Raw genomic sequence first — 18,542 nt, 5'->3', positions numbered from 1 at the left:
CCGACCTCCTACGCGCGATTCGACCCCCTACGCGCGAAAGGGCACGGGGTAGCGCAGGCCGCTCAGGCCGGGACGGTGGGGCCCACCGGCCAGCGCAACAGCGCCGCCGCAGCAGCCCCTCCGGGCAACGACGCCGCGTTCACGAGCACGAGTTCCGCGTCCGTGAGCACCGCAGCACGCACGAGCGCGCAGACGGCGGGCACGGGGCCGATCACCGGCACGCCGGCAGCCTGCTCCGGCGCGGTCGCGATCCACGGCGCTGCCCCGAGTGCGAGCAACGTCCGATCACCCACGGCCACGGCGTCCAGCGCGATCGTCGCACCCTGGGCCTGCTGCAGTGCCTCCACCACGGGTCCGAGCCCGGTCACCGCCTGGTTGTCCCCGCGACCGATGTGGGACCGGAGCGCGTCCTCGAGGTCGTGCCGGTGCTTCGCGATCACCCGGGCGAGGGCGACGCGCACGTGATCGCCGAGGACCTCCTCGTCGAACCCGCCCCCTGGTACCTCGCTGACGAGCCGACGTGCGTCGGACGACAGCCGCTCGATGAGCATCGGACGTGCCTGCAGGTCCCCGGCCACGACGATGAGCGCGGGTGAGAGTCGCGCGACGGCCTTGTCGATCGCGCTCGCGACCTCGCTCGTGTTCTGCCGCCAGACCTCCTCGGTGCGACTCTGCCAGCGCGGCTGCTTCCAGTCGCCGAACCCGCCCTTCACCTTGTGCTGGTCGAACGTCTCCCCGGAGATGCGCTCCTCGTCGTCGGCGGTCGCCGGGTGCCCGAGCTTGAACGCCCGGTACCCGCCGCCGTCCTTGCCGACCTGGACGACCAGGAACGGCAGGTCGATCGGCCGGTGCGCGACGAGCGGCACGAGGTCGGGGACGGCCCCGACGCCGATCGACTCGGCCGCGTGCATCGGACCGGGCAGGACCTCGCTCAGCACGAGCTCACCGTCGTGCACGAGCACGTACCGCGCAACCGGCGACGGGACGCCTGGGCTGTTCTCGAGCTCACCGGCGATGACGTCGACCGCGTCGAGGTCCGAACCCTGCGCTCGGAGTGCCTCCTCGACCCCGCGGAGCTTCAGCGCCGCCTGGCGACGCGGATCCTCGACGTTGCCCGAGGCGTCCACGTAGGCCCACGCCCACGTGCCTCCGCCCTCCAGTCGCTGGCCCAGGATCCGGTGCAGTTCGTTCGTGACGTTGGTCGACGTCATGGCAGCTCCTTCGGTTGGACGGAGCAGGAACTCGAGGAGCCCCTGCGCTCTCACGTTCCGACCACACTCCACCCGTCGGCGCTCCGACGTCACACATCGGAGGGAACACCCAGCGCCGAAATCGCACTGGCGCTCGGTTTTGTGGTTGGCTGAACCGCAACCCCGATCGACGACGAACCGGAGTGCGACGGCAATGACGCCCCCATCACCACGACCCATCTCGAGACGACAGCTGTTGGGCTTCGGCATCGGAGCAGCCGCGACCGGCCTGCTCGCCGGATGCGCGGTCCCCGGATCCACGAACGTCAACAAGGCCGGGGTCATCCCCGCGGCCGCGAGCGGCGAGACGGTCCAGATCACCTACTGGGCGTGGCTCAAGGACCTGCAGAAGGTCTGCGACGTCTGGAACGCGAAGAACCCGCACGTCCAGGTCACCGCGAACTGGATCCCCGGCGGCAACTCCGGCGGGTACCAGAAGATGTACTCCGCGCTCGCGGCCGGCGGTGGTCCGGACATCGGGCAGGTCGAGCTCCGGCAGATCCCCGAGTTCATGCTCGCGAACGGCCTGGTCGACCTCGCCCGGTACGGCGCGAAGGACCACGAGTCGAAGTACGACGAGGCGGCGTGGGCCCAGGTCTCGTTCGTCGACGGCGTCTACGGCATCCCGCAGGACACCGGCCCCATGGGCTTCTACTACCAGACCGCGCTGCTCGAGCAGGCCGGCGGCGAACCACCGGCGACGTGGGACGAGTGGCGCGAGTTGGCCGACAAGGTCAGGAAGACCGGGCCGCAGAACTACCTCGAGGTCTTCCCCGTGGCCGACGCCTCACCCTTCGCCGCGTACGCGCAGCAGGCCGGCGCCCGGTGGTTCAAGGTCGACGGCGACGAGTGGGTCGTCGACATGACCGACGACAAGACCCTGATGGTCGCCGACTTCTTCGACGGGTGCATCGACGACAAGCTCGTCGACACGAGCGCCGGCGCCTACACCCCCGGCTGGTACGCCTCGGCGGCGAGCGGCAAGATCGCGGCCGTCACGAGCGCGAGCTGGGGTGACGCCCTCATCGAGTCCGTGCAGGGCGGCGAGGGCAAGTGGAAGGTCGCGAAGATGCAGACCTGGGGCGACACGGGCTACGGCTCGAGCGCGATCGGCGGCTCCACGGCCGCGGTCCTCGCGAACGCGAAGCACCCCAGGGAGGCGCTCGAGTTCATCACGTGGATGACCACCTCGAAGGAGGGCATCGACGCGATGATCAAGTACTGCGGCATCGGGTGGTCGCCCGCGGTGGACTACATCGGGAAGCAGCGCGAGCAGCCGAGCAAGTGGTTCTCCGGCCAGAACTACAACGAAGAGGTCTTCGTGCCGGCGTCGAAGGAGCAGAACATCGACTGGTCCTGGTCCCCGGTCACGCAGTCGGCGTTCACCAGCTTGCAGAACCAGTTCCGCCGGAAGCTCACCTCCGGTCTGAAGCTGCGCGACGCCGTCGAGCTCGCGCAGAAGGAGATCGTCCAGTCCTTCAAGGACAAGGGCCTCAGCGTCAGGACGGCACGATGAGCACGCAGCCGAACACCACCTTCCGCACGTCGACGAAGGCCACCCGCGCACAGAAGCGCGCGCCGTGGGTCCTCCTCGCGCCGTTCCTCGCCCTGTTCGTGCTGACGTTCATCATCCCGATCATCAGTGCGCTGTTCCAGAGCTTCACGACCGTCGACCGGAAGGGCCTGTTCGGCGAGGACGGCGTCACCGGCCGCTTCGCCGGGTTCGACAACTACGTCACGGCCCTGAACGACCCCGGCTTCGTCGCCTCGATCGGCCGCATGCTGCTGTTCGGCATCGTGCAGGTCCCGGTGATGATCATCGCCTGCACGATCCTCGCGCTGCTGCTGGAGTCGGCGAGCGCCCGCTGGCCCGGGTTCTTCCGCGCGATCTACTTCATGCCGTACGGCGTCCCCGGCGTCATCGCGACGATCCTCTGGTCGTTCCTCTACGTGCCCGGCCTGTCGCCGATCGTCGCCCTGCTGCAGTCGATCGGGCTGCAGCCGGACTTCCTCGGCGCCAACAGCGTGCTGTGGTCGATCGCGAACATCGTCACGTGGACGTACACCGGCTACAACATGCTCATCATCGTGGCGCAGCTGAAGTCCATCCCCGGCGAGGTCTACGAGGCCGCCAAGATGGACGGCGCCGGTCCGGTCCAGGTCGCCTGGCGCATCCAGATCCCGCTCATCGCGCCGGCTCTGGTGCTGACGACGGTGTTCTCCATCATCGGCACGCTGCAGCTCTTCGCGGAGCCGCAGATCCTGTCGACGGTCGCGCCGGCCATCGACACCGAGTACACGCCGAACTACGCCGCGTACACGAACGCGTTCGCGTTCAACGAGTACGGCGTCGCGAGTGCGCAGGCGGTCATCATCGCCCTGGCCGCGTTCATCCTGTCGTTCGCGTTCCTCGCGTTGACGAACCGGCCGCCGAAGGAGGAGCGCGACCAGCGCAAGCGGGCCAAGAAGGACGGACTGGAGGCGCGGCGCGCGCTCCAGACGCGCGTATCCGCCGTCCGCCCGGTCACCTCCCAAGCCGCACCGGGCCTCCAAGGCGGGTCCGGTCTGCACAACGAGACGAAGGGGGCGGACGCATGACCGTCGAAGCACCGGCCAAGCAGTCCGCCGTCCCGGTGGACACCACGTCCATCTCGGCGCACCAGCGCCGCAAGCTCGACCGGTCCGGCAAGAGCCAGATCGTCGTCACGGGCATCCTCGTGATCGTCGCGATCTACTTCCTCGTGCCGCTGTACTGGGTCGTCATCGCGGCGACGAAGACCACCGGCGCGCTGTTCTCCACGAACGGGTTCTGGTTCGGCGGCGAGTTCGCGCTGTTCAGCAACATCCAGCAGGTGTTCACGTACGACGGCGGCATCTTCGTCCGCTGGATCGCGAACAGCATCCTGTACTCGGGCGTCGGTGCCGTGCTCGCGACGTACTTCGCCGCAGCCGGCGGGTACGCGCTCGCGAAGTACGAGTTCCGCGGGCGGCAGCTCGTGTTCGGGACGATCCTCGGCGGCGTGCTCGTGCCGGGGACCGCGACGGCGCTGCCGCTGTTCCTGCTGTTCTCGACCCTCGGCCTGACCGACACGTACTGGAGCGTGCTCATCCCGAGCCTCGTCTCCCCGTTCGGCCTGTTCCTCTGCCGGGTGTACGCCGCGGCGTCGATCGACACGGCGCTCATGGAGTCCGCGCGACTCGACGGCGCCAGCGAGCTGCGGATCTTCCACACGATCGCGCTCCGGCAGATGACGCCGGCGCTCGTGACGGTGTTCCTGTTCCAGGTCGTCGGCATCTGGAACAACTTCTTCCTGCCGCTGATCATGCTGGCCGACCAGAAGCTGTACCCGATCACCCTCGGGCTCAACAACTGGCGCGCACAGGTCGACCGGCTGCCGGAGTTCTACCAGCTCACCACCGGCGGGGTGCTCGTCTCGGTCATCCCGCTCGTCATCGCCATCATCGTCCTGCAGCGCTTCTGGCGCGGGGGCCTCACGGAAGGATCGGTCAAGGGTTGACCACTCCCGACCTCGCGTCCACCGCACCCGGATCGGCGTCCCGGCTGACGCCCAGAGCATGGCTGCACACCGACGCTCCGTCGCTGTCGCTCGACGGGGAGTGGGACTTCCGTTGGTCGCCCGTCGCCGACGCAGCGCCGTTCGAGGACCCGGACGGATGGGGCACGCTGCCGGTCCCCGCGCACTGGGTCCTGCACGGGCACGGGGCGCCGAGCTACACGAACCTGCAGTACCCGTTCCCGATCGACCCGCCGAACCCGCCGGAGGAGAACCCGACGGGCGACTACCGACGGACGTTCGACGTGCCGACGACCTTCGACGCGGCGGCGCGCGTGCTGCTCCGCTTCGACGGGGTGGAGTCGCACTTCCGGGTGTGGCTGAACGGCGACCTCGTCGGGTGGTCGACCGGGTCGCGCCTGGCGACGGAGTTCGACGTGACGTCGCTGCTCCGGCCGGGGCCGAACGAGCTGCGCGTCCGCGTGCACCAGTGGTCGGCCGCCTCGTACCTCGAGGACCAGGACCAGTGGTGGCTGCCGGGGATCTTCCGCGACGTCACGCTGCTGGCGCGACCGACGGCACCGATCGACGACGTCTTCGTCAGGGCGTCGTGGACGGCGTCGCTGGGCACTGCTGCGACCGCGGGGACCGCGGCGTCCGGGCGTCCCGCGACGGGCTCCGGCACGATCACGGTGCCGACGCTCGACGCGGTGTTCCCGGTCCGCTTCGCGGTGCCCGATCTCGGGGTGTCCGTCGTCTGGCAGCACGCCGACGACGTCGCCCCGATCGAGGTCGAGGGCGTCGAGCCGTGGAGCGCCGAGCTCCCGAAGCTCTACGACGCCACGCTGTCCACTGGCACGACGGCCGGCGGGACCGAGGGCGGGGAGACCGTGTCGCTGCGGCTCGGGTTCCGCACGGTGCAGATCGTCGGTGACCGGTTCCTGGTCAACGGCGAACGCGTCGTCTTCCACGGGGTGAACCGGCACGAGACCCACCCGTCACGAGGCCGCGTGTTCGACGAGGACCACGCCCGCGCCGACATGGCGCTCATGAAGCGCCACAACGTGAACGCCATCCGGACCTCGCACTACCCGCCGCACCCCCGCGTGCTGGACCTGGCCGACGAGCTCGGGTTCTGGGTGATCCTGGAGTGCGACCTCGAGACGCACGGCTTCGTGTTCCTCGACTGGCAGGGCAACCCGTCCGACGACCCCGCGTGGGAGGACGCCTACCTCGACCGCATCGAACGGACCGTCGAGCGCGACAAGAACCACCCGTCGATCGTGATGTGGTCGCTCGGCAACGAGTCCGGCACCGGGCGGAACCTCGCCGCGATGTCGACCTGGGTGCACGCCCGCGACCCGGAGCGCCCGGTGCACTACGAGGGCGACTACACGGGCGAGTACACCGACGTGTACTCGCGGATGTACCCGACGCTGCAGGAGACCGAGTCGATCGGCGGCGGGACCCCGACGCCCCTGCTCGGCTGCGGCCCCGCCGAGGCCGCACGGCAGCGGTCGAAGCCGTTCATCCACTGCGAGTACGTCCACGCGATGGGGAACGGCCCCGGGCAGATCCAGGAGTACGAGGACCTGGTCGACCGGTACCCCCGGCTGCACGGCGGGTTCGTGTGGGAGTGGCGCGACCACGGGCTGCTCGCACACACACCCGACGGCACCCCGTACTACGCCTACGGCGGTGACTTCCACGAGGTCGTGCACGACGGCAACTTCGTGATGGACGGCCTCGTGCTGCCCGACGACATCCCGACGCCGGGGCTCGCGGAGTACGCAGCTGTCGTGGCACCGGTCCGGATCTCGGTCGGGAACGGCACGGTCCTCGTCGAGAACCGGTACCACTCCGCCTCGACCGCGGGCGTGCGGTTCCGCTGGACCCTGGCGCGGAACGGCGTCGTCGAGTCCTCGGGGCGGATCGCCCCCGGCGTGATCGCCGCTCGCGAGTCGGCAACGGTGCCCGTCCCGGACGACGTGCTCGGCGCGGCTGCCGGCGACATCGCCCCCGGCGAGGAACTGTGGTTCGACGTCGTCGCGGAGCTCGCCGGACCGACGGCCTGGGCGGACACCGGCCACGTCGTGGCACGCGCCCAGACGCTCGTCGCGAGCCGTCCGGCGGAGGCGCCACGAGCCTCCAGGACGGGGTGGGACGGCGACCGACTCGGGGAGGCGACCTTCACCGAACGCGGCGACCTGTCGAGCTGGAAGGGACTGCCCGTCGCCGGGCCGCGACTGGAGCTCTGGCGCGCGCCGACCGACAACGATCGACTGGCGTCGCAGGGCGGCTACGAGACCGCTGACCCGGTGCTGACGCACGGCGTCGGCGATCCCGACGCGCCGGCGTCGGCGGAGAAGTGGGTGCGTGCCGGGCTCGACCGGCTGACGCACCGGCTGATCGACGTCGAGCGGACCGAGCACGGTCTCGTGCAGCGGGTCCGGGTCGCGGCGGCGAACAGCGGCGCCGGTGTCGAGGTCACGCACCGATGGACCCGGACGGACGAGGGGCTGCTGCTCGACACGACGGCGATCCCCTTCGGCGCCTGGGACGTGACGTGGCCGAGGATCGGCGTGCGGATCGACCTGCCGGTGTCCCTCGTGTCCGAGGACGCCGCCGTGGAGTGGTTCGGGACGGGGCCGCTCGAGTCGTACGCGGACTCGTCGCACGCGGCGCACGTCGGCCGGTTCGGCTCCCCGGTGTCGCTGCTGAACGCGAACTACTCCAGGCCGCAGGAGACCGGGCACCGTCCGGGCCTCCGTTCACTGACGGTGGGCCCGTTCACGGTGTCGACGGTCGGGGCGCACCGGGCGGGGTTCACCCTGACGCCGTGGACCGCGCAGCAGGTGAGCCGCGCGGCGCACCCATACGAGCTCCCGACGCCCGACGCGCTGTACCTGTACCTCGATGCCGCGCAGCACGGGCTCGGGAGTCGTGCGTGCGGGCTGGACGTGCTCCCGGAGCACCAGCTCTGGCCGTCCACCCGCGCGTGGAGCGTGCTGCTGGCGTAGGCGGCGGGGCTCGGCGATCCGCGCCGGCGGTCGGCGGGCGGAGGGGCGGCGGGCGCGCCGCCCTACGCGGTCAGCGCGGGGATCGCTGCGGGGTCGGCGCCGTCGAGGAACTCGGTGAGGCGCTCGGGCTCGCCGGGCTCCTCGATCGCCTGGGCCGCGCGACGCAGGGCGAACAGCGCCCGGAGGACGCCGCGGTTCGGCTCGTGCGACCACGGCACCGGCCCGGCACCCCGCCACCCGGCCTTGCGGAGCGAGTCGAGCCCGCGGTGGTAGCCGACACGGGCGTACGCGTAGGACTCGAGCGTCGCGCCACGCTCCCACGCCTCGTCGGCGAGGAGCGCCCACGCCAGGCTCGACGACGGGTGCGACACCACCACGCTGGCGACGGGTGCGTCGGCGGCGAGCGCCGCGGTCACCTCGGGTTCGGCGGGGAGCAGGGTCTCGGGGTTGCTCGACGGGGTCGGCAGCAGGTTCTCGGGCATGCCTCCACCCTGTCATCCCTTGCGGCCGTCCGGGAACGGGCTTACCGTGGGGGACACTCCGTCGTGACCGCGGAGCAGCGGGGCGGGAGACCGACCGCCGGCTCGGGTCACGGAAACGGGGGTGAACCGACGGAAGAAGTCGCCTTGCGCGTGATCACCGGTACTGCGTCCTCGCAGCAGCAGCCCCTGCGCTGACACCGTGATCACGGCCGCCTGAGTCGGGTCCCTGCCGCATCCGCGGCTCCGGTGTCGTGCGCCCGCATCGACACACGGGAGGCACCTCCATGCCCGCGAACCCATCGGTCGTCCTGCACGACCTCACCTTCACCTGGCCGGACGGCACCGTCGCGATCGACCACCTCACCACCGCCTTCGGCTCCGGCCGGACCGGTCTGGTCGGGAGGAACGGGGCCGGGAAGACCACGCTGGTCCGGCTGGTCACCGGTCGGCTCCACCCCACGTCTGGCACCGTCACGACGTCGGGTCCCGTCGACCACCTCCCCCAGCGCATGTCCGTGCGCGCCGAGGACACCGTCGCCGACCTGCTCGGGATCGGCGCCACGGTCCGGGCGCTCCGAGCCGTGCTCGGCGGTGACGCATCGCCCGCGCACTTCGACGTCATCGGCGACGACTGGGACGTCGAGGAACGCGCCGCAGCCGCGCTCGACCCGCTCGGCATCGACCTCGACCGGCCCGTCACGACGCTGTCCGGCGGTCAGGCGGTCCTCGCAGCGGTCGCCGGGATCCGGCTGCGCGGGCTCCCGATCGCGTTCCTCGACGAGCCGACGAACAACCTCGACCGACGAGCGCGGACGATGCTGCTCGACATGGTCGACGCCTGGCACGGGACGCTCGTCGTCGTCAGCCACGACCGGGAGCTCCTGGAGCACGTCGACGAGGTCGCCGAGCTCCGCGCCGGGTCGATGACCGTGTTCGGCGGGACGTTCAGCGCGTTCGAGGAGCACCTCGCCGTCCAGCAGGCCGCCGTCGAGCGCGAGGTCCGGGTCGCCGAGCAGCGGCACCGCACCGAGAAGCGGCAGCGGATCGAGGCGGAGACGAAGATCGCGCGGCGGGCCCGCTCCGGCGTCAAGGCCGCGCAGGGCATGCCGAAGATCTTCGCGAACGAGATGCGGAAGAAGGGAGAGGAGACGGCGGGGAGGCTCCGCACCGGGTACGCGGACGACGAGGCAGCGGCCCTGCAGACGAAGCGGGAGGCGGAGACGCGGCTCCGGGTCGACGAGTCCATCCACGTCGAGCTGCCCGATCCGGACGTCCCCGCGTCCCGACGCATCGCGACGATCACGGTCCGCGGACGGGACACGATCGTGCAGGGACCCGAACGCATCGCCGTCGGCGGGGACAACGGCGTCGGCAAGACGACCCTGCTCGAGCAACTCGTCGGGTGGCCCTCCGCGCGGGAGCACCCGCTCCCGGGCACGCACGCCGAACCGCACGTGGAGCACATCGCCTACCTGCCGCAGCGGAAGGACTCGCTCGACGACGACCTGACCGTGCTCGAGAACGTCCGTCGCGGCGCGCAGCACGTCGGGGACGCCGTGCTCAGGAACCGGCTCGCCCGCTTCCTGGTGCGCGGGGACACGGTGGACCGTCCCGCGGGTGCGCTCTCCGGTGGTGAGCGCTTCCGGGTGGCGCTGGCCGGACTCGTGCTCGCTGACCCGCCCCCGCAGCTGCTGGTGCTCGACGAGCCGACGAACGACCTCGACATGACGAGCGTCGACCAGCTCGTCGACGCGCTCGGGGCCTACCGCGGGGCCGTCGTGGTGGTCAGCCACGACGAGACGTTCCTCGACCGGCTGGACCTCGACGCCCGGCTCGACCTGTCGCCGTCGCAGTGACGGGCGGCAGGCCGAGCCGGGCCCACGGCGGCACCGGTCAGTCCGATTCGGACTCCGCGCGGGCCCGGCGCGCCATGAGGGCCATCGTGGCCGCGCCGAGGGCCACCAGCGCCAGGGCGGCCGCGGAGGTGAGCCTGATCCCCTGCACGCCGGTGAACGCCAACTCGGCCGCAGCGGTCGCCGGGATCTTCACCGAGGCATCCGGCAGGTCGACCCCATGGCCCTGCGGATCCGTCGCGGTCACCGTGACAGCGGCTTCGAGGGCGCCGTGCTCCACGTCGGCCGCGGTGACCGTTCGCTCACCGGAGCAGGTCGTCTCAGCGCCGGGGGCGAGATCCGGCGCGACGCAGACCTGCTCGCCGGCATCGTGCTGACGAACGACGAGGTCGCTGAGCGTGACGGACCCGGTGTTCCGGATCGTGGTCGTCAGTGTCACCCTGGTGCCCTCGGACACCGGACCGTCGGTGTTCGCAGTCAACTCGGTCGAGCCCTCGATCGCCCGGGGCACCGTGACCGTCACCGACGCCGGAGCGATCGCGAGGTCGTCGCCTGCGGGGACCCCGGCGGACGCGGTCACGGCTTCGCGTAGCGAACCACTGTCGAGATCGGACTGCGTGATCGTCCGCTCGAAGGTGCACGCCACCGAACCGCCCACGGGGACGGTCTCGTCCGAGCACGCCAGCACACCGGCATCGTGGGCTTCCCCGGCGTCGCCGTGCTTCGCCGCGAACGCGACGAGTCGGCTCACGGCCAGTCGGCTGAGCGTGACGTTCCCGGTGTTCGCCACGGTCGCGCGGAATCCGATGGTGCTGCCGACGGACAGGTCGCCACCGGGCACCACCGCCAGGGTCAGCGTCGCACCGGGCTCGGCGTCGATCGGAACGGTCAGGTCCGCGGTCGGGACGGCCGTGCGCGCCCCGGACGGGACCGCGGCGGTGCCGTCGACGTGGAACTCGATCCCACCTGCGTCGACGTGCTCCTGCGTCACCGTCACCGTGATCGTGCAGGTGACGGACGCACCCGGCGCGATCGCACCGTCCGGGCAGGCCACCTGCTGATCGGCGGAAGCGTCGAGTTCGATGTCGGACAGGGTCACGTTGCCGGTGTTCGTCACCGTCGCCTCGACCTGCAGCTCCGCGCCCGGGTCGAGCCGCTCCCGCACCGCGGCGGCGAGCGCGAGGGTGGCAGCAGGCTGAGCAGGAACGTCCACCCGGACCGAGGTCTCGGCCAGCTCGGCGCCGTCCTCGGCCGGCGTGGACCCGAGGACCGTCGTGCCGACGTCGAACCCGCCGGCGTCCACGTCCGCCTGCGTGACGGTCGTGGTCACGGTGCACTCGATCCGCGCTCCGGGTGCGAGCGGCGCCGACGCGCAGTCCGCGACCTCACCGCGGCTCGGGCGGAGCGCGAGGTCGCGCAGGGTCACGTTGCCGGTGTTCTCCATGGCGACGACGACCGTGACGACGTCACCGACGGACGGCTGCGCTTCGGCGTCCGACGAGCTCGTCGCCGTGAGCGCCGGGTGCTGTGCGACGGGAGCTTCCGCCGCGGCACGAGCGAGGACCGCCGTGGCCCCGGCCGGCGTGGTCGCCGAGATCGCCCCGTCCAGCCGGACGACACCGGCGTCGACGTCGACCTGGGCCAGCTCCCGGCTCACGACGCAGCGGGTCTCGGCTCCGGGCGCGAGCACCGCGGAGTCGCAGGTGCCGGCACCGATCCGGAGCGCGGACAGCGTGACGTTCCCGGTGTTCGTGACCGTGGTCGTCCACGTCACCTGGTCACCGACACCGGTGTGCTCGGTGACGTCCGACGTCGTGGACGCCCCGAGCGCGGGGACCGGCGCGATGCGGTCCGAGCTCTCGGCACGGGCGAGTTCGGCCGGGGCGGCTCCGGGAGCTGCAGCGCTGACGATGGCCTCGCGGTCGAGGGTGCCGCTGTCGACGTCAGCCTGGGTGACCTCGGCGGTCGACGTGCACGTCGCGCGCTGTCCGGGGGCGAGGGCGTCGACGTCGCACACGGCGGCACCGTCGACAGTGTCGACCACGACCGTGCTCAGGGTCACGTTGCCGGTGTTCGTCACCGTGGTGGTCCACGTGACGGTCTGCCCGACCTTCGCCGAGCCGGCGTTCGAGGTCATCGTGGCAGCGGCCGACGGGGTCGCCGGGACCGGATCGGTCACGCGGACGCCGCCGAGCACGGATCGCGCACCGGCCGGCGTGGTGGCGAGGACGTCGCCGGAGAACGCGATGGCGCCGCTGTCGATGTCGGCCTGGGTCAGGGGGGCGCGGGTCACCACGCAGGTCGTCGTCGCTCCGGGAGCCAGGGTGGCGGCGACGCAGGTCACCGGGTCGCCGGTGGCGGGATCGACGGTCACGTCGGAGAGCGTCACGTTCCCGGTGTTCGTCACGGTGACGGTCGCCGTGACGACGTCGCCCACGGCGGGGACGTCTGCCGCGTCGGTCTCGACGGATGCGTCGACGTCGGGCGCGGGCACGGCGACGTCACGGACGTCCGCGGACCCGAGTCGGGCCGGATCCGCACCGGGAGCCGCACCGACGACGGTCACGGTCTGCTCCACCGCTCCTGCGTCCACGTCGGCCTGCGTCGCGCTGTACGTCACGACGCAGGTCGTCGATGCGCCGGGAGCGAGGGACGTCCGCTCGCACGCCGCGGCATCGCCGATCGCCGGCCGAGCAGCGAGGTCGGAGAGCGTCACGGTCCCGGTGTTGGTGACGGTCGTCGTGTACCGGATCGTCTGCCCTGCCTGCACGGACACGCCGGCGTCGGACGTCGTCGCGACGGACGCCGTCGCGGACGAGGCGATGTCCTGGTCGAGGCGGAGATCTGCGAGCGTACCGGCCTCACCACGCGCAGGAGTACCCCGGACCACACCGGTGAACACCAGGTGTCCGGCATCGACGTCCGCCTGGGTCAGTTGACGCTCGAGTCGGCACACTGCGGTCCCGCCAGGCGCGATCGTGGTGGGCGTGCACTCCACGAGCCGAGCCGACTCCGTACTGACCGACAGGTCGGCGACGGTGAGCGAACCGGTGTTCTCGACGTCCACCTGGTAGGTGACCGTGTCACCCGCGACGGGTGCGGCACCGAGGTTGCTCGTGACCGATGCGGAGACCGCAGCGGCGCCGGAGAGTTCGACCGTCGCGGACTCGGGACCGGCAGCGGCCGGCTTCCCCTTCGGTGACGTGGCCGAGACGGAGAGGGTGTTCGTCAGGGAGCCGGCGTCGATCGCGGACTGACCGACCGGTGCGCTCCCGGTGCACGTGACGGTCGCACCGACGGCGATGGGGCCGGCGGGACAGGTCACCGATGCTCCGAGGGTGTTCGTCACCGCGGCCGAGGAGAGCGGGACGTTGCCGGTGTTCTCGAGCAGGGCCGTCCACGTGACGGTGTCCGCCGCGTCGGTCCTGCCGTTCTCGTTGGTGTCCTCGAGCGCGCCGGAGGCCGCGAGCTGCACTTCCGGGTCCTCACCCGTGAGGAAGTGGTTCTGCCATTCGAAGGACTTCGAGCCGTTCGCCGGAACGGTCGCGTCCCAGCTGATCCCCATGCCGTTGTCGACCAGGTTGGTGGTGAGGAGCCGGTCCGGGAAGGGCTTCCGGTCCGACAAGTACTTGTAGACCGCGGAGTAGCCCCCGTACGCCCAGTTCGAACCGGGCGTCTTCGGGATGAACGACTCCACCTGGCCCTGCTCGGCGCTCCCTGGTGGGTTCTTGAGGCAGGAAGGAGCGCCGGTCGCGCTGTCGTACTCGCCGTACCCGGTGTCACCGCCGCGAAGGTAGCAGTCGGCAGCACGGTAGACGGTAACGGCACGGTCCCGCCCGGTGGTGTCGACGACGTCGACCCGGGTGTCGAAGTCGCCCTTGCCGATCACGTAGCTGTCCTGCTGCGTGAGCCGCAGCCCGCCGCCGGTGACCGTCGTCGTGATGACCCGGGGGTCGACCTTCGTCCCGGCACCACTCACGGTCTGACTCTCCGGAGTCCACGCGGCACCGTACCCCCGGATGACGTTGTCCACTGCCACCGCGGTGTAGCACGAACTCGAGCCGTAGAACTGCTGCGTGCCCTGATACCAGACCTGACATCGCAGCGCGTTGGTCGTCTCGATCTTGGTCAGGGGACCGGGTGTGGTGATCTCGGCGGCGGCGGCGGGGAGCACCGGCAGGATCACGGCTGCGGCCAGGGTCGCCGCAGACAAGGCGAAGGCGGTGAGGCGGGCAGGACGGTGGAAACGCATGACGAAGACTCCTCGGACGGGGAGCCCTCATAATTGCATATTTTACACTTCGTATATGACTAGCGTTTGCGAGTAGGACGGATCGACAGCGTCTCGATCGTGCCCCGCTCCGGCAGGTCGACGACGGTGCGCACGGCGTCGGCGACGTCCTCCGGCGCGAGGAAGTACTCCGCGTCGTACGACTCCCCGAGCTTCTCCGTCAGTGCCCGCTGCATGTCCGAGTCCGTCCGACCGGGGTGCACGCTCGACACCCGCACGCCGTTGGGACGTTCCTCTTCGCGCAGGGCGTCGGTGAAGGCCCGGAGCGCGAACTTCGAGGCGCCGTAGACCCCGCCACCCGGTCCCGATACGAAGCCTGAGCCGGAGTTGATCGTCACGACGATGCCGCGGGACGCCCGGAGTGCCGGCAGCGCGAGGCGCGTGAGCTCGGCGACGGCGAAGACGTTCGTGGCGAAGACCGCCTCCCACGTGGACCGCGGGGTGTCCGCGATCCGGTTGCCCTGCTCCACACCGGCGGAGTGCACGAGCACGTCGAGTCGTGCAGGCAGCTCGGGGACGTCGCCGGCGCCGAGGTCCCCGACGAACGGCGACGCGCTCGGCAGCTCCGCCACGACGGCGTCCACCGCGTCGGCCGTCCGGCCGCCGACGAGCACGTGGTGGGTGCGGCCGAGATCGGCCGAGATCGCGCGGCCGATACCGCGGGTGGCTCCGGTCACCAGGGCGACCGGACGGACTGGAGGCTGTGCGTGCGTCACGCAGGCCAGCCTACGGAAGGCGGGACGAGCCTCCCGTCCGGCTGCCGCGGTGCCGCACGACCGTCACCGCGACGACGGCGGCGACCACCAGGAGGGCCACCGCTGCGATCCCCCACGGCGAGCCGGCGAGCGCCGCGACGACGGCCCAGAACACCGCGAGCCCGACGGTGGCGTAGAGGAACGCCCACGCGACGCACCCGGGCACCATCGCGAGCAGGTACCGCCACCACGGGACACGGGCGAGCCCGGCTGCCGCGTTCATCACCGTCTGCAGCCCGACCGTCACGAAACTCACCGTCACGACGGGGAGCCCCCACCGGTCGAGGAGCGCCGAGCCGCGACGGACCGCGGCGGAGTCGAGCCAGCGGCCCCATCGGGAACGCGATGCGCCGGCGAGGGCTCCACGCGCGATCCAGTACGTGGCCTGCGCACGGCAGAACACGATCACGAAGAGCGCGAGGACGAGCCACCAGAACGGGAGCCCCTCGAGGAAGGACGGCACGCCCGGAACCGTAACGGACGCATCCGGGAGCTATCCCCGGCCCTCCCGGATCTTGATGCCGTCGAGGACGTCCTGCGCACGCTTCTCGTCCTGCTTCTCGATCTGCCGGGTGTCGCGTTCCGGGAGCTGGATGTCCTCCTCGGCACGGATGCCGGCCTGCAGCTGTCGCCCGCGCTCGAGCTCCGCGTCGAACTCCGCGCCGAACAGCAGCGCGTTGTTCGTGATCCAGACCCACAGCAGGAACACGATGACGCCACCGAGGGACCCGTACGTGGCGTTGTAGTTCGAGAAGTTCGCGACGTAGAACCCGAATCCGACACTCGCGATGACGAGGATCAGGATCGCGAGGATCGACCCGCCGCTCACCCACCGGAACTTCGGCTGCTTGACGTTCGGCGACCAGTAGTAGAGCACCGCGACGACGATGATCGCGATGACGAGCAGGATCGGCCACTGCACGATCGACAGCACCGTGACGGCCACGTCGCCGAGCCCGATCGTGTCGCCGAAGCTCCGCGCGATGGGTCCGCTCACGAGTGCCAGCAGTCCGATCACGAGCAGGACGACGGTGAACAGCGTGACACCGAGCATCGTCGGGCGGAGCTTCCAGATCGGCCGGCCCTCGCGGACGTTGTAGATGCGGTTCATCGCGCGGCCGAAGGCGCCGACGTACCCGGAGGCCGACCAGAGTGCGCCGACGACACCGACGATGAAGGTGATGGGTGCCGCCGGCGACCGGACGAGGCTGTTGATCGGCTCCTCGAGCAGGGATGCGATCTGCGCCGATCCGACGTTCTTGACGATGTCGAGCAACGTGTCGACGACCGACTGCGCCTGCCCGACGAGGCCGAGGATCGACACGATCGCCAGCAGCCCGGGGAAGAGCGCCAGGACCGTGTAGTACGTCAGGCTCGCGGCGAGGTCGGTGCACTGGTCCGCGGAGAACTCGCGGAGCGTCTTCTTCAGCGTGTAGACGAGCGTGGGCTTCGTCAGCTCCGTGGGGCTGTCCGCCTTCCGGGGGTCGTCCGGGTCCGGCTTGTGGTGCTCTCGCGCCATGGTCAGATCCTCTTCGCTCGCTTGGCGGCGCGCTTGCCGGCCTTCTTCGCCTGCTTCTGCACCGTCTTGCGGCGCTTCTCGGAGGCCTTCTGGTCCCGCAGCACCGGGTTGTGCTTGTCGTCCTTGCGGGCGAACACGGGCACGCCCTTCGCGGTCCCGTCCTTGCCCACCTTGACGGGCTTGAACACCGGGACGGGAGCCGGGGTGCGGAGTGCGTCGAGGCGCGCGGCCGGGGAGTTCCGGATCCGGACACCCACCACGATCGCCGCGACGCCGGCCGCGGCGGTCGCGGCGAGCGCGACGAGCGGGGTGGGGTCGCGGTGCCAGCGCTGCTTCGTCTTCGCGATCGCGAGGCGGGTGCGTGCGGGGACGTCCACCTTGTGCCGGATGCGTTCGACGGTGTCGGTGATGCGTTCACGCGTGCGGACGTTCGCGAGTTCGAGCTCGGGGAGACTGTCGTTCGCCATACATCGTTCGTACACGTCGCGAGCCGGACGCGGCCCTGGCTGCGTCCGGCTCGCGCGTGGCGGATGATCGGTGTCCGCCCGGTCTCAGCCCGATGTCCGCTCGGTCTCAGCCCGGTGTCCGCTCGGTCTCAGCCCGATGTCCGCTCGGTCTCAGCTCGGGACGACGACGTCCTCTGGCAGGCCGGACGCCGCTGAGCGGGTGGCCGCCTCCATGAGCGCGAGACTCCTGAGGTTGTCGCGCCCGCTCGTCTCCGGGACGTCGCCGCCGGACACCGAACGGGCGAAGGCCTGGAGCCCGCCCTGCCGGTCGTGGTGCTCCGCCGTGGGGAGCTCGACGGACGTCCGAGCGGCCTCCCCGGACGTCCGACCGGACCCCTCGGGCTTCCGGACGGTCACGCGGTCCCAGCTGACGTCGCCGGGCTCCCCGCCCCGGCTGGTGAACTGGAGTTCGCCGTCCTCGCCCTGGATGCTCCACTCGCCGGCCCACGGGGTGTGCTCCCCGCGGCTGAGCCAGCTGCCGCGGTAGCTGACGACGATGCCGTCCTCCATCTCGATGAGCATCGACGCGACCGCCTCGTCCTGGTACTTGCTGAATGACGGGTAGGTGGCCCTGGCGTAGACCCGCACGGCCTCCTTGCCGGTGACCATGCGGAGCAGGTCGAAGTGGTGGATCGCCATGTCGTTGATCATCGCGTGCGGGAACCGGTAGTGCGGGTGGTCCTCGAACGCACGGTCGTTGTCCCACTGGCGGAAGTCGATGTTGATCGCCGAGAGCTCCCCGACGGCACCAGCGGCGAGGAGGTCCTTCGTGACGCGGGGCGCCGGGTAGTAGCGGTAGTTCTGGCTGACCTGCAGCACGAGGCCGAGCTCCTCCGCGAGGTGCACGGCCTCGGCGGCTTCGGCGGCGCTGTTGGCGAAGGGCTTCTCGACCAGGACGTGCTTGCCGGCGGCGAGGGCCTCGAGGGCGAGCGGCACGTGCGTGACGGCCGGGGCGGTGATGACCACGGCGTCGGCGTCGACGGCCTGGAGCGCGTCGGTCAGGGAGCCGAACGCGGCGGACTCCGGCAGCCCGAGGTCCTTCCGGACGGCCTCGAGCGTCGGCGCACTCGGGTCGGCGATCCCGACCACCTCGACCTCCGACACCGCGGGGAGTGCGGTGCGGGCCCAGCTGCCGCCCCACCCTCCGAGACCGACGTGGATGATGCGGACCGTCATGCGTGCACTCCTTCGTGTTCGACTGCGCTGTCGTCGCGCGCGTCCAGTCTGTCAGGCGCGCGGTTCCTTCCCACAACGCATGCCATGGGAGGTCGTTTCGCGCGTGGGTGGTCTGGAATCCAGGACACCTCCGCGCGATTCGACTTCCTACGCGCGAAGCGACCCGCGCCGCCCG

At 71.0% G+C, this 18,542-nt stretch carries 13 protein-coding genes; 5 read left to right on the top strand and 8 right to left on the bottom strand.

All coding sequences use genetic code 11. The features are described from left to right. Positions 1–62: 62 nt before the first annotated feature. The gene (locus tag ACIPJ2_RS05930; protein ID WP_402727982.1) at positions 63–1,211 is read right to left on the bottom strand and encodes a Vms1/Ankzf1 family peptidyl-tRNA hydrolase; all 1,149 of its coding nucleotides are present in this window, start codon (positions 1,209–1,211) and stop codon (positions 63–65) included. 193 nt (positions 1,212–1,404) lie between these two features. On the opposite strand from ACIPJ2_RS05930, the gene ACIPJ2_RS05925 reads away from it, so the two are divergent. From ACIPJ2_RS05925 to ACIPJ2_RS05910, 4 genes are read left to right on the top strand one after another with little or no spacing between them, the layout of a single operon-like run. Next, positions 1,405–2,766 carry an ABC transporter substrate-binding protein gene (locus ACIPJ2_RS05925; protein ID WP_402727981.1) on the top strand — a complete coding sequence of 454 codons (1,362 nt, stop codon included), beginning with the start codon at positions 1,405–1,407 and terminating at the stop codon, positions 2,764–2,766. Next, the gene (locus ACIPJ2_RS05920) at positions 2,763–3,848 is read left to right on the top strand and encodes a carbohydrate ABC transporter permease (protein ID WP_402727980.1); all 1,086 of its coding nucleotides are present in this window, start codon (positions 2,763–2,765) and stop codon (positions 3,846–3,848) included. Before ACIPJ2_RS05925 ends, ACIPJ2_RS05920 begins: the two co-directional genes overlap by 4 nt. After that, positions 3,845–4,768: a carbohydrate ABC transporter permease gene (locus tag ACIPJ2_RS05915; protein WP_402727979.1), complete on the top strand. Its 924-nt coding sequence runs from the start codon at positions 3,845–3,847 to the stop codon at positions 4,766–4,768. The genes ACIPJ2_RS05920 and ACIPJ2_RS05915 overlap by 4 nt, the downstream gene beginning before the upstream one ends. After that, complete coding sequence (locus ACIPJ2_RS05910; RefSeq protein WP_402727978.1) at positions 4,765–7,785, top strand: glycoside hydrolase family 2 TIM barrel-domain containing protein; 3,021 nt, start codon at positions 4,765–4,767, stop codon at positions 7,783–7,785. The genes ACIPJ2_RS05915 and ACIPJ2_RS05910 overlap by 4 nt, the downstream gene beginning before the upstream one ends. A gap of 62 nt (positions 7,786–7,847) precedes the next feature. On the opposite strand, the gene ACIPJ2_RS05905 is transcribed toward ACIPJ2_RS05910, so the two are convergent. Next, the gene (locus ACIPJ2_RS05905; protein ID WP_402727977.1) at positions 7,848–8,267 is read right to left on the bottom strand and encodes a DUF3151 domain-containing protein; all 420 of its coding nucleotides are present in this window, start codon (positions 8,265–8,267) and stop codon (positions 7,848–7,850) included. A gap of 284 nt (positions 8,268–8,551) precedes the next feature. Between ACIPJ2_RS05905 and ACIPJ2_RS05900 the strand changes: the two genes are divergently transcribed. Next, entirely contained in the window at positions 8,552–10,123 is a 1,572-nt protein-coding gene (locus ACIPJ2_RS05900; RefSeq protein WP_402727976.1) for an ABC-F family ATP-binding cassette domain-containing protein, read from the top strand. A gap of 37 nt (positions 10,124–10,160) precedes the next feature. On the opposite strand, the gene ACIPJ2_RS05895 is transcribed toward ACIPJ2_RS05900, so the two are convergent. The 6 genes from ACIPJ2_RS05895 to ACIPJ2_RS05870 all read right to left on the bottom strand — a co-directional run bounded on the left by ACIPJ2_RS05895 (position 10,161) and on the right by ACIPJ2_RS05870 (position 18,367). After that, on the bottom strand, positions 10,161–14,372 hold the full coding sequence (locus ACIPJ2_RS05895; protein ID WP_402727975.1) for a hypothetical protein: 4,212 nt from the start codon (positions 14,370–14,372) through the stop codon (positions 10,161–10,163). 59 nt (positions 14,373–14,431) lie between these two features. Beyond that, on the bottom strand, positions 14,432–15,127 hold the full coding sequence (locus ACIPJ2_RS05890) for an SDR family oxidoreductase (protein WP_402727974.1): 696 nt from the start codon (positions 15,125–15,127) through the stop codon (positions 14,432–14,434). A gap of 10 nt (positions 15,128–15,137) precedes the next feature. Further along, complete coding sequence (locus ACIPJ2_RS05885) at positions 15,138–15,629, bottom strand: DedA family protein (protein WP_402727973.1); 492 nt, start codon at positions 15,627–15,629, stop codon at positions 15,138–15,140. Positions 15,630–15,659: 30 nt separating this feature from the next. Continuing rightward, positions 15,660–16,685: a YihY/virulence factor BrkB family protein gene (locus tag ACIPJ2_RS05880; protein WP_281266749.1), complete on the bottom strand. Its 1,026-nt coding sequence runs from the start codon at positions 16,683–16,685 to the stop codon at positions 15,660–15,662. A gap of 2 nt (positions 16,686–16,687) precedes the next feature. Beyond that, positions 16,688–17,152, bottom strand: a complete 465-nt coding sequence (locus ACIPJ2_RS05875) for a hypothetical protein (protein WP_402727972.1) — start codon at positions 17,150–17,152, stop codon at positions 16,688–16,690. Between the two features lie 150 nt (positions 17,153–17,302). Continuing rightward, positions 17,303–18,367: a Gfo/Idh/MocA family protein gene (locus ACIPJ2_RS05870; RefSeq protein ID WP_402727971.1), complete on the bottom strand. Its 1,065-nt coding sequence runs from the start codon at positions 18,365–18,367 to the stop codon at positions 17,303–17,305. Positions 18,368–18,542 lie beyond the last annotated feature (175 nt).

It is taken from the genome of Curtobacterium sp. NPDC090217 (assembly GCF_044746705.1).
Lineage (GTDB): Bacteria > Actinomycetota > Actinomycetes > Actinomycetales > Microbacteriaceae > Curtobacterium.
Note: the sequence above shows the minus strand (reverse complement) of the source record. Positions and strands in the feature narration are given on the sequence as shown.